Annotated in this window: 5 protein-coding genes; 4 read left to right on the forward strand and 1 reads right to left on the reverse strand. The window is 53.3% G+C overall.

What is annotated here, in order from left to right; all coding sequences use genetic code 11:
- Positions 1-347: 347 nt before the first annotated feature.
- Together ACJJIW_RS12090 and ACJJIW_RS12095 are read left to right on the forward strand one after the other, a co-directional pair.
- Positions 348-5,450: a DUF6923 family protein gene (locus ACJJIW_RS12090; RefSeq protein ID WP_444935289.1), complete on the forward strand. Its 5,103-nt coding sequence runs from the start codon at positions 348-350 to the stop codon at positions 5,448-5,450.
- Between the two features lie 10 nt (positions 5,451-5,460).
- Entirely contained in the window at positions 5,461-9,669 is a 4,209-nt protein-coding gene (locus ACJJIW_RS12095; protein ID WP_444935290.1) for a LysM peptidoglycan-binding domain-containing protein, read from the forward strand.
- Positions 9,670-10,032: 363 nt separating this feature from the next.
- Here ACJJIW_RS12095 and ACJJIW_RS12100 read toward each other — a convergent pair whose 3' ends face one another.
- Positions 10,033-10,596, reverse strand: coding sequence for a hypothetical protein (locus tag ACJJIW_RS12100; RefSeq protein WP_444894629.1), 564 nt, complete (start codon positions 10,594-10,596; stop codon positions 10,033-10,035).
- A 598-nt stretch (positions 10,597-11,194) separates the two neighbouring features.
- On the opposite strand from ACJJIW_RS12100, the gene ACJJIW_RS12105 reads away from it, so the two are divergent.
- Positions 11,195-11,515, forward strand: coding sequence for a hypothetical protein (locus ACJJIW_RS12105; RefSeq protein ID WP_282931722.1), 321 nt, complete (start codon positions 11,195-11,197; stop codon positions 11,513-11,515).
- A gap of 610 nt (positions 11,516-12,125) precedes the next feature.
- Complete coding sequence (locus tag ACJJIW_RS12110; protein WP_444935291.1) at positions 12,126-12,989, forward strand: FG-GAP repeat protein; 864 nt, start codon at positions 12,126-12,128, stop codon at positions 12,987-12,989.
- Positions 12,990-13,148 lie beyond the last annotated feature (159 nt).

Genomic DNA, 13,148 nt, shown 5'->3' on the forward strand with positions numbered 1-13,148 from the left:
CCTACACAGCCGAAATGGCAATTTTCAGCTTTATTCATATTGGTATTAGCGCAAATTCCAGTTGCCAGGTTAATAACAATCTATTTTGTTTAAGCTATTTTTCAATTATTTCGGTACTGCAGTTCATATCAAATTAAACCGTCAATCCGTCCGTCAAAAACAGATTGTTATTCGCGGTATTGGTTCGTGTTCGAATAGAAAGAATTTCCATACCCATGTTTTTTCCATGGAGAGTACCTCGCTCAATCACATGATTGCTCAGCATAAAAATGTGCTACGGCACCGCATATTTAATGCAAAAGCACTGAATACGCGGTTTGAACAGCAAACGATTGGGGAGACGTTTGATGAGTGTGTATAGCGGGCAGTTGGCTTTTCTGTGGGGGGGAGGATGCGTGGTTAGGTCTTGCTGCGGCAAGGCGGTGGCATCTTTGGGTAAAGGGGTTTTGCAGGTGCTCCGTGTTGTCTTGGCCATTGCCTATGGCTTGATGGGTTGGTCGGCGAGCACGCAGGCACAAGTGCAGCCAATGCCGGCATGTGATTCGAGCCTTTATCTGACGCAAACCGTGGTGCTAAACACGCCTCCAACGGAGTTGATTCGTTTCGATACGAGTTCGGACCCATTTGATTTCACTGTTTTGGGAAGAGCTGCCAATGAGGTCTATAACGGCACTGCGTTCAATCCTTCGGACAACTATCTGTATGCCATTAGGCGCGGGACTAATGTTCTGTTAAGAGTTGGTCGGGATGGCAGTGTAGAGGAGTTGGGAGCTATACAGAATCTTCCAGTCCCCGATCCCAATAATTTTCCTGAGGGTTACGTCTCAGGTGAAATCGATCCAGATGGTAATTACTACGTCAGACGCAATGGTCTCCGAAATATTCTCTATCGAATAAATATATCTAATCGCCGTGCTTTTTCGATCACAACAAGCCTCACGTTTTTGGCGGCGGATCTGGCATGGCACAACGATCGACTGTACGCTGTCGGCAGCCAGAGCACAACTGGTAACAGGGATCGACTGTTCGTAATCAATCCTGCAACGGGAGGGATGAGGCAGATTGGAAGCGGGACACCCGGGGCGAATTTTACGGAAAGTTTCGGTGCCTTGTTCGGCGCCACAAACGGAGTGTTTGGCGTCAACAATGATGGGGGGTTCTATCAGTTTGATACGGGTAGCGGCGTCAGTACCCTGATCTCTGGTATCAGGGGCACTGATACCAATGACGGTGCCAAGTGCGTTACAGAGCCCTTTTTGATTGACTCGGCGATCTCAGTTAACAAAAGCGCGAGTCCTGCCAGCGGTACGTCGGTCTCGGTGGGTGACACCCTGGCCTATACCCTTACGGTGGATGTAGATAATGCCACCACTAGCGGGGATGTGGTGCTGACTGACACTTTGGATGACGGCCTTGACCTGGGTCCTTTGCCAAGTGGCTGTTCGGCATCGGGGCAGCAGATCACTTGCACCCTGGCTGCGGGCGCGGTCGTTGGCTCATACACCTTCGCTTACTCCGCTACCGTGAACGAGGATGCCACCACTGCTGTAGATAACAGTGTCATCACTGACACTGGAGACTGTGGGACTTGCAGTACCAACCACCCGGTCGATCCGACGATCTCAGTCAACAAAAGTGCGAGCCCTGCCAGCGGCACGGGGGTCTCGGTGGGCGACACTCTGGCCTATACCCTGACGGTGGACGTTGCCAATGCTGTTACCGACGGCGATGTGGTGCTGACCGACACCCTGGACCAGGGCCTTGACCTTGGCCCTTTACCAACTGGTTGTTCGGCATCGGGCCAGGAAATCACCTGTACCCTGACTGCAGGCTCGGCCATTGGCTCGCATACTTTCGCTTACTCCGCCACCGTAAACGAGGATGCGACTACCCAAGTAGATAACAGTGTCGTTACTGACACTGGAGACTGTGGGACCTGCAGCACCAATCACCCGGTCGACCCGACGATCTCAGTTAGCAAGAGCGCGATTCCTGTCAGTGGTACGGTGGTCTCGGTGGGTGACACTCTGGCCTATACCCTGACAGTGGATGTCGGCAATGCTGTCACCGACGGCGATGTGGTGCTGACCGACACCCTGGACGAGGGCCTTGACCTTGGCCCTTTACCAACTGGTTGTTCGGCATCGGGGCAGGAAATCACCTGTACCCTGACTGCAGGCTCGGCCATTGGCTCGCATACCTTCGCTTACTCCGCCACAGTAAACGAGGATGCGACCACCGAAGTAGATAACAGTGTCATCACTGACACTGGAGACTGCGGGACTTGTATCACTAACCACCCGGTCGACCCGACGATCTCAGTCAACAAAAGTGCGAGCCCTGCCAGCGGCACGGCGGTCTCGGTGGGTGACATTGTGTCCTATACCCTGACAGTGGATGTCGGCAATGCTGTCACCGACGGAGATGTGGTGCTGATCGACACCCTGGGTGAAGGCCTTGATGTTGATATTACCAGCCTGCCAAGTGACTGTTCGGCGTCGGGGCAGGAGATTACCTGCACGCTGGCTGCGGGCGCGGGCATCGGCTCACACACTTTCGATTACTCCACCACCGTGAGCGAGGATGCGACCACCCAAGTAGATAACAGTGTCGTCACAGACACTGGAGACTGTGGGACTTGCATCACTAACCACCCGGTCGATCCCACGATCCGGGTCAGTAAGAGTTCGAGCCCTGCCAGCGGCATGGTGGTCTCGGTGGGTGACACTCTGGCCTATTCCCTGGCGGTGGATGTCGCCAATGCTGTCACCGACGGGGATGTGGTGCTGACCGACACCCTGGGTGAAGGCCTTGACGTTGATATTACCAGTCTGCCAAGTGACTGTTCGGCGTCGGGGCAGGAGATCACCTGCACCCTGACTGCAGGCGCGGCCATTGGCTCATACACCTTCGCTTACTCCGCTACCGTGAACGAGGATGCGACCACCGAAGTTGACAATAGCGTTGTCACTGACAATGGAGACTGCGGGACCTGCATCACCAACCACCCGGTCGATCCGACGATCTTGGTCAACAAAAGCGCGAGCCCTGCCAGTGGCACGGCGGTGCTGGTGGGTGACACTGTGTCCTATACCCTGACGGTAGATGTTGCCAATGCTGTCACCGACGGAGATGTGGTGCTGACCGACACCCTGGACGAGGGCCTTGACCTCGGCCCTCTACCAAGTGGCTGTTCAGCATCGGAGCAGGAGATCACCTGCACCCTGGCTGCGGGTGCGGCCATCGGCTCGCACACTTTCGATTACACCGCCACATTAAACGACAACGCAACCACTGAAGTTGATAACAGTGTTGTCCCCAACACCGGAGTTTGCGAGACCTGTAGCACATCGCACCCGGTACTTCCGAGAGTGCAAATAAGCAAAACCTCAGATCCGGAAGATGGTATTGAAGTCACGGTAGGTGACACAGTCACCTATACGCTTAACGTGACGGTGAGCAATGGTCCGACCACCGAAGTGCTGACCCTGTCCGATACCCTGAGCGATGGCCAGAGTTTATTGACGGACTCCATCATCTCCCCCCAAGGCGGAAACTGTCTTGTCGCGTCTGGTGGTCTCGAGTGCACCTTGGCAGTGGGCACTGCGCCAGGTGTCTACCTCTTTAGCTACCAGACTCTCGTGGACCCCGATGCAGGCGATACGATCAGCAACAACGTGGTCGCGTCGGGCGGGGGCGGAGATGATCCCGATTGCACCGTTTGTAACACCGGCCACCCGGTGGACAACCACTTGGAATTGCGGTTGGTCAAGACTGCAGGCGTGGGATCTGCACGGATCGGCGACCTGGTGCGTTACGTGCTGACCGTCGAGAACGTCGGCGTGGTGCCCGTGACGGATGCAGCTCTGGTCGATACGCCGCCGCCGGGATTCAACTATGTCGAAGGCTCGATAACCGTGGATGACGGTGATGATGCCTTCGAGCTGTCGCCCGGTCGCTACCCGCTTAGGATAGGTGGCCTCGACATTGATGTGGGTGAGCAGGCCACCATTGCCTATGTGCTGCGCGTCGGCGCTGGTGCTCGGCTTGGTACACAAATTAACTCGGCGGTGGTGCAAAGCGACACCGGTGATTCAATCTCGAATGTGGCCACCGCGCAGGTGACGGTCGAAACGGGCCCACTGCTCGATGACAGTTTGATTTTCGGCACGGTGTTTGACGACCGCGACGCCGATGGCTGGATGGACAGTGCCGCGCTGACGGGAGTGCGAGTGCAGGGTGGATTCGCATCCAGTGCCTATGCTCCCCCGGTGGCGGGTGCTACTGCGCCTTTGCTGCAGGGCATCACTCTGGGCCGTATCACAGCCCGCCAGTCCGAGGGTGATCCTGTAGAGCGGCACCAGATAGTAATTCGAAATAGTCTGGTCGAGCCCGCATTTACCGATGACTTCGTGCTTACCAGCGACCAAGGCGTGACCGTTCGAATGGACGCTGCCGGCAACACTTGGGTTGAGAAATCCGGTGAGGCAGCCCAGGGGCTTAACGCCGCCGAACCGACAGTGGAGCGTCGCCTGTTCCAGAGTGAGGAGGGGCTGGTCGTTGACTATGTGATCAGTAACGCCGGCATAGACGAGCGTGGCCTGCCGGGTGTCCGCCTCGCATCCGTGGAGGGTGTGCTGATTGAAACGGATCAGTACGGCCGTTACCACTTGGTTGATGTGCAAGGCGGCGAACGTGGCTATCGCAATTTTATCCTCAAGGTCGATCCATCCACGCTGCCTCCAGACACAGTTTTCACCACCGAAAATCCACTGGTACGGAAGATTACTCCGGGCGTGCCAGTGCGCTTCGACTTCGGTGTTCATTTGCCGGTAACCCTGTTACCCGGCCGTACCGAGGAGGTTGAGCTGGCGCTGGGGGAAGTCATCTTTGCGCCGGGCAGTGCGGAGGTGCGCGCCGAGTACCGGCCGGCGATTGCCCGCATGGCTGAGGAGGTGGATGCCTACGGTGGCGGCGAGGTTGTCATCACTGCCGATGGACGAAGTCAGGCACTTGCTTTTCAACGTGCGATCGCAGTGCGCGACCTGCTGCTCAAGCAGGTTGAAGCAGAGCACGCACAGATGTTGAGGGTCACCGTGCGCACCGAGGTTCATGAGTTGGTCGGTGGTATCAGCGCGGGTGAGCTACTGCTGGGCACGGTGCTGTTCGACACCGACCGCTCCGAGATCCGACCGGAGTTTGAGGAGCTGTTGGATAACGTGGCTGCCCACCTGGAGGAAATGGGTAGTGGCGTTGTGGCAGTGGTGGGCCATACCGATGTGCGCGCCAGTTACCAATACAACATTGCCCTGGGTTTGCGAAGGGCCAGGTCTGTGTACAACGCCCTGGCTATGAGGTTGAGCCCGGAAGTGCGTTCCCGGATACGGGTCGAGTCCAGTGATGACCCGACAGCGTCTGTCACTTTGCCTGTCACTTCTGAAGATAAATAAGGGGCCGATCATGCAGATGAAATTACTCTATGCCGTCGTGATCAGTAATCTGGCCAGTTGTACAGCACAGGTACTTGCACAGCAAACACCAGTAACCATGACGGGAAGCTCCGAGCCATTGCATACGGGCGCTACTATGGAACCTATCTCCATAGTGCCCCCCCATGCCAGCGGTTTGATGGATGGCGAATCCTATACCGTCGCCAGTGGCGACTATTTATCTAGTATTGCTGCCCGGGCCGGTGTGGGCTTAATTGAACTCGCTAGCTGGAATCTCATTGATTCCCCTTACACAATCTATCCCGGACAACAGTTGCGTTTGTCGCCGCCGCCGAGTGCATCGGTGTCACCTCAGAAGAGGCTGGCGAAGCAAGCGACAGCCTTGAAGGATGTCACTCCAAAAGGCGCCACCATCGAACATGCCCCTGCAGCGCCGCATGCCAAGGGTTTTATGAACGATGACTTTTATACCGTTGCGAGCGGCGACTATTTATATGCTATCGCTGCCCGTGCTGGTGTGAGTTTAAAGGAACTCGCGCGCTGGAATAGCATCGATCCCCCCTACAAAATCTACTCCGGTCAGCGCCTGCGTTTGTCTCCGTCACCGGCTGATGGATCGTCTATTACCGCTGTTAGTAGTGGTGTGTCGCCGGAACTGGTGTGCGCTGCCGACGGTTGTCGTACCGGTGATGGATTGCTATTCCAGCTGCGTACTCGCAGTTACGATGAGCCTCTTACGGTAGGCACAAGCAAGCAGTCCTCATCCGAGGAGCTGCAACCTGATCGCAGGGTCGCAATCGGATTGGAAAAGCCGGGACGAGCTGTAGCGCAGGGGCGGTTCTCTGTGTCATTGCCTGATAATGGCGTAATCTGGGCTACCGAAGATCCCACACTGGGCCGGCGCGACTTGTCGGTGTCGGCCCCCACCATGGTGCCATTCGAAAATGGCGCCATCACCCGGCCGGTGCGTTTTTTCGTGCGCAGTAATTACAGCAGCTTTGTCTCGCGCATGGAGTTGGCAGTGTTCCGCAGCACCGACGTCGACTTGATCAGCCCGCTGGCAAAAGTTGCGGTTGATGTAGCTCCAGTGGCGGAGGCTCAGTGGGATAGCGCATTGCCCCGGGATATTCCGTTTCGAGTCGGTGATGAATTGGTCTATGTACTGCGTGCGTTTGATGTTGAGGGGCATGTTGACGAGACCTATCCCCAGCGCTTGCAACTGGTACGCCCCGACGAAGCTGAGCGCAGCCAACAACTCCTGCGAAGTTCGACTGAACGCTCCTTCGGCAGTGCGCTGAGCGAGGAGGAAGCTGAGACCCAGCGCCTGATCGACGATGTGTTCGACGAGAGTAACCTGCGCTACCAGAATATCCCGATTTACGGATCGCGAGTGCGCATACAGGGCCGCAATATTCCGGCTGCTCACACCCTGTGGATCAACGGCGACAGCTACCCGGTCGACCTGGAGCGGAAGTTCGTTGCCGAGTACCTGATGCCGGTGGGCCAGTACCGCTTTGATGTCAGGCTTGAGGGTCCTGGGGGCTCCGTTGTCGAACGCGAGCTGCCGATAGAAGTGAGCGGGCGCTACTTCTTCGGTGTGGGCATCGCCGATGTAACTGTGCGAGAGAACAGGGCCAGTGGCCCCGGCCGCGACTTGGTGCTGGATGGCCGCGATGATGACCTTCTCAGTGACGGCCGGTTGGCGTTCTACGTAAAAGCCAAAACGAAGGGCAAATACCTGATCACCGCCCAGGCAGACACCCAGGATCGGCCCCTGGAAGATCTATTCGACGGATTTACCCAGGCCGACTCACAGGATGTCTTCCGGCGCCTGGACCCGGACCTGTACTACCCGACCTACGGGGACGATTCGACCACCTCCCGGGACGTCGACACCATGGGGCGGTTCTACCTGCGCGCCGAATGGGACAAGAACGAAGCGCTGTGGGGCAATTACTACACCGGAATCACTGGCACTGAATATGCGCAATACGGGCGCTCGCTGTATGGCGCAGGGCTGAACTGGCGCTCAAGTTCGGCCAACCCTTGGGGGGATGCGGATACCGAGTTGCGAGTATTCGGCTCCGAGGCGCAGACCGCGCCCGGCCACAGCGAATTCATCGGTACCGGCGGCAGCTTGTATTACCTGCGCCATACCGACGTGCTGCCCGGTTCAGATCACGTCGTATTGGAGGTGCGCGACCCGGGAACCGGGCTGGTGGAGCGGCGCATCGAGCTGCAGCGCGGTGCTGACTACGAGATTGATGAACTGCAAGGCCGTATCCTGCTGACTCGGGCGCTGTCGCAAATTACCCGGGAAAACATCCCTTTCATTACCCGCGACACGCCACTGGATGGGTTCGAGCAGAGGCTATTGGTGGACTACGAGTGGGTGCCATCGGGCTTCGATGCCGATGAGGTCACTGGGGGTGTGCGTGCCAAGCACTGGTTTGGTGACCATGTGGGAATAGGGCTTACCTATATCGACGAGAACCGCGCCGGTGAGGATTACACGCTGATGGGGGCCGACCTTACCCAGCAGTTTGGCAAAGGCACTTATCTGAAATTCGAACACAGTCGGACCGAGTCCACTATTGCGCCAGTGTTCTTCTCCGACAACGGCGGCTTGAGTTTCTCTCGACTTAACCCGGACGGCTTGCGCGAGGGCGTGGCCAGTTCTGTCGAATCGCGGGTGAATTTCCGCGAGCTGGGCTGGACCGAGCAGGAGTGGAGCGCCGCCACTTGGTGGCGGCAGGTCGACGGCGGCTACTCGATCTCGAGGCATGACACTGGTCTCGATATCGAGGAACACGGCGCAGAGCTGTTGGGCCATTTCAACCCGGGTCTCGGTATCAACGCCCGTTATAGCGAGGCTGAGCGCGATGGTGAAACACTGGCTCAAGCGCACCTCAACAGCGAGTTGCGTATTGGTGACAACAGTGCCCTGAGCGCTGAAGTGCGCGGTATTGAGGAGCAGCGAAGAGAAGGCGATGCCACCGGCCTCTTGGGTGCGCTGCGTTATTCTCATCGATTCGGTACATCGCTGGACGTGTCCGGCACTACCCAGATGACCCTGAGTAACGATGGTGGTGACTATGCCGACAACGATGCTTATTCGCTGGCGGCGCGCTACAACTTCGCCAACCTGTCGACCCTGGGAACTGAGATAACCACTGGCGATCGCGGTGACGCGGCGACGCTCAACGGCGAATACCGGCTTACTTCACAGCACAGCTTCTACGGCGGCTACACCTACTCGACCGACAGTACCGAATACGACTCGCTCTTCAACCCTAATCGCCAGAACGGCTGGACCTTCGGCCAGCGCTGGAGATTGTCGAACCAAGTAAATTTGTTCAACGAAAGTCAGCACATCAGAAGTCGTGATGAGTCAGGGCTGGCGCATACCTTCGGTATGGACTTTTACCCAGCAATTGGTTGGAACCTGGGTTTAATCCTGAGTGATGGCGAGCTGACCAACAGCATCGGCGAGGAGGTATCCCGGAATGCGGTTAGCCTGACCGGCGGGCGTACTTCGCCCGAAACTGACTGGCAGAGCAAGTTGGAATGGCGGCGCGATAGTGGGGCTGAGCGGCGCACACAATGGGTCAGTACCCATCGCCTATCCCATAAACTCAATGAGAGTTGGAGGATTGCTGCGCGCTTTAACTACGCTGACACCGAAGACGAGCTGAACTCGTCTGAGGGAGCAAAGTTCATTGAGGGTAATGTTGGTTTTGCCTACCGGCCTTGGAGCAACAGTCGTTGGGGGTTGTTCGGGCGTTACACCTATCTTTATGACTTGGCCTCGCCGGGGCAGTTGGGTGAGGTGGACTACGACCAAAAGACTCAAGTGCTGGCATTTGAAGGTGTATACCGCTTAGACCACCATTGGGAGCTGGCTGCCAAACTGGCGCGGCGCGAGGGCGAAGTTCGCTTTGGGCGTAATACCGGTGACTGGCTTGATTCGTCCACCACTTTTGCCGCAGGACAGGTCCGTTTTGAGTTTTACCAGAATTGGCACGCGCTGGCTGAGTATCGTTGGCTCAATGTAGATAATGGTGGCACTCGGCAGGGATTCCTAGCCGGTGTCGATCGAGATATTGGAAAAAACATTCGTATCGGTGCAGGTTACAACTTCACAGAGTTTAGTGATGACCTGACGAACTTTGATTACGACCATAAGGGTTGGTTCGTCAACTTTACTGCGCGCTATTGATGGTCGCATGTGCTCGCCCTGCTCAGGTCGGGCACATATACAGGTGCAGTGTGGTACAGCGAGAAAGCAGGAAGCGTTGGTAATTACGAAGTTATTCAGAGGCTCCTCAGAGAATGCTTTGTAATCCAGACGGTATCTGAACCGCTGATAAAAAATCTGGCGACCTTATTAGGGGGGCAATAAGCTCAATAAGGTCTTTCTCCCCCCCCTATATTGGGCGCATATCGCGAGGGGGCATTTAATGCCTGCTCTCAACACTTACATTACGCCTGGTCAACCAGTGATAATTCTCCGAAGATTTTCAACATAATACGGGGTGGGCATGTGAAGAGTTTATCCCTGAGGGGTACTTCTACATTCACCTTAACAACCAATGCTTTTTAGGCGTGTATATTTTTCCTCAAACATCAATTTAAGAGTTTTTCGTTCTGGATTAGACAAGTTTATTTTTCTTAGGTCAATAAGGTGAATGTGTAGGCAGGGCGTCATAGAGCTAAATTCGTGGAGGTCGTTTTTGGTGAATACAGGGAATAATTCGTTGTTATTGCTGAATTTCCTGAATAGATCGAAGCCTGCGCTGGGAGGTCCGATCATGGGATTTTTCGGGAATGTTAAATCTTTGGCTAAAAAAGCAGCCCTAAATTGATATTGGTGGAGGTCGAAAAAATCTCCTGGAAAAATATAAAGACCTGAGGGGCGCAGAGTGTTTTCGGGAATATTGATATAGCGGTCAAGGCCATATATCGAGGGTGTTGCCACCAAGCGTGATTTCTGGCCATGCAATAGCTCTATTGTGAAATCCCCATAGATATGTTTTAAGGCTGGGGAGTAGATGGAGAAAAATCCTTCAATGCTACGGGCAAAGTTATAGGTTAGTTGTTTGTTGTTGAAGGTATCTAAATTCCAGGTTGTTGTATCTTGCTGCATGGAAAACCTATTTTCTGGATTGCACAAGATAACTGCTAGCTCCTTGCATTTTGTATTAAATTTCAAGGATGTATCTAAGTGCTGGGTTGGCTGGATGAGCGGTTTGAGCAAGATGTTAAATTTCAATAATGTGAGTGATCGTTTAAATGATCGTGATATTTACTGCTGGATTACGTAGACAGAATCTTTCTGAATTCAGCTGGCTAGACTGTCACAATTCTAGTATGGATAGCTGTGTACTTGAGGGTTCATTTTTCTGTGATATGCATGGGTGTTTTGTAGGTCGCTAATACTTCCAGGTGCTACAGTGAGATTGTAAGTTCCGGTATTTTTATCTGGCAGTTTGACTCTATTATTTTTTGTGATTTAAACGTAATTCAAACACGATTAGAGTTTTTTTGCAGTGGTATACATGTTTAGTGCCACGTTTTATTGGTTCACTGGTTGTGAGTCTAGTTATGTGTTGTGGGTAAAAGGTACATTAGAGCGGTAGATTTTCCGGGGTGAGGGGAAAGTTTCCTGCCTGATCTTAATTGGTGATGAGCCCAATAGGGTAATACTTCTGGATAAAGGATAAGATTTCAATGAGGAAATAGGAATGAACTTGAGAGAACTGAACGTAAAATCAGACCTTACTCTTCTTTATATAGATTTGGAGGGCGTCCGTTTTGTAACGTCTCCAATCACCCTGCCGGGACATGCAGAAAGTTGGCTGCGCGTTGGTATAACCAAAGATTGTGTTCTGGTTGTTCAGACCCCAAAGCGAGCGAGGTCGATCTATGGAGACCGACATGTTTTGTTAGTCGCCATCGTTACAGCCAAGCATAGATTTAGTGTTGAGTTAAACAAATTGGCTGGTGTTGTTTTTATGGGGGACGAATTCAAGGTGGAGAATGAACCTAAAGGTAATAAAGGTTAAGTCAATCTAGAGTCTTACCTTTTTGTTTGATGTTTTGAGGGAGTGGTCAAAGCGGTAAAAGGCCTTGAAGGCTACCTACGCCTGCTGTGTTGCAGCTTTTGCAAAGGGCTGCAGCTATTTGAGGTGAGCTGCTCCTAATATCTGTAGTCTTTAAAGTCTGCAGGGATATTAAAGAATTGTTCAAAAGCTCCTTCCAGTTAAATCAGTTTGACTGCCGAATAGTAATCCAAACGATACTTAAACAAAAATATAACTTATTTACTTAGTCGGTTACACGATGAGTACCATGTTTGACTGTTTTACTGGTTGAAATTCAATAGTGCATTGGGTGTTAAGGTTTTCGCACTCTTACGCAACCTCCCCTGCTTGTGCTGGCCCCGCACAAGCCCCTTTGCCCGGTAGCTTGCCGGGCTTTTTTTTACTCCAGTGCTGGCTCCTCATTTCTGCAACTCCAATTTTTTTCAACGCTGAATCCCACGGTCGGTTGTTTCACTGCTGGTGAATCCAGTTATCTGCTAGAAGGTGGTGTCTTTGGGGCTTTGTTATGTCCCCTTGCAACCGGGGAATCCCTCTTTCCATGCCTAAGGGAAAAAGAAAAGGAAATATGGCTATGTATTACGTAGTGTCAAAACTTGAGCCTGCGGCGATGATATTAATACGCCTGTTGTTGGGGCTTGTACTGTCGGTTGTTTTTATTCTGTCCACAGTCTTTGGCGGTGACGATCAGGGGCATGCCCCGACCATTATGATCGAGAAGGTGGCCAGCCCAGCCGTAGGGTCGGCCTTTGCAACTCACACCTCTAAATACTTAGCCAAGGCAAATGGGGGGGTGGACGTCGGGGTGGGCAACAAGGTAGCCACCGATATAGGTGGTGACCAGAAGAGTAATGAATTTTTTAGCACTCGAATTGGTGACTTTTTCAACCGTTCCATAGCTTTAAGTGCGAATGGACTTACCCTTGCCGTGGCCGCCCCCGATGAGGCTAGCGCTGTTGTTGGTATTAATGATGACCATGCAAGTAGTGATTCAGCTGGTTCTGGAGCTGTCTATGTATTTTCCCGTGAGGACGGTACCTGGCATCAACAAGCGTACATCAAGGCGAGTAACTCTGATGTCTTTGACCGTTTTGGTATCTCAGTAGCCCTGAGTGCAGATGGCCATACCCTGATCATAGGTGCCTATGGAGAGGCTAGCGCCACAACCGGTATTGATAGAGGTCAGGTGAATAATGATTCAGTCGGTTCTGGAGCAGTTTATATGTTTGTCCGCGCGGATGATTCATGGCATCAGCAGGCGTATATTGAGACAAATCATATCGAGACAGGTGATAGTTTCGGCGGGTCCATCGCCTTGAGCCCGGATGGTCATACTTTAGTTTTCGGAACTCCCAATGAGGACAGGGCGGCCATCGGTATTATGAGCGATCAGGCCAATGACTCTGCGGAAGATTCAGGTGTCGTATATTTGTACTGAGAGGCTGATTATTCCATAAAAATGCAATCTTTCTTACTGCAGTAGTCCATGCAATCAAAAAATAGCCTTCCACAAAAAATCATTAAAATTGATAAGTTGAATTTACCAGTTGGCGGTTATCCGTGTATACCATCTATTATCTCTCTACTAGAGATTCGA

The sequence above is a fragment of the Microbulbifer maximicatervae (SeqCode) genome, from assembly GCF_052467815.1.

Coding starts and splice junctions, on each gene's coding strand:
- ACJJIW_RS12090 (WP_444935289.1), top strand. CDS start 348: ATGAGTGTGTATAGCGGGCAGTTGGCTTTTCTGTGGGGGGGAGGATGC.
- ACJJIW_RS12095 (WP_444935290.1), top strand. CDS start 5,461: ATGCAGATGAAATTACTCTATGCCGTCGTGATCAGTAATCTGGCCAGT.
- ACJJIW_RS12100 (WP_444894629.1), bottom strand. CDS start 10,596: ATGCAGCAAGATACAACAACCTGGAATTTAGATACCTTCAACAACAAA.
- ACJJIW_RS12105 (WP_282931722.1), top strand. CDS start 11,195: ATGAACTTGAGAGAACTGAACGTAAAATCAGACCTTACTCTTCTTTAT.
- ACJJIW_RS12110 (WP_444935291.1), top strand. CDS start 12,126: ATGTATTACGTAGTGTCAAAACTTGAGCCTGCGGCGATGATATTAATA.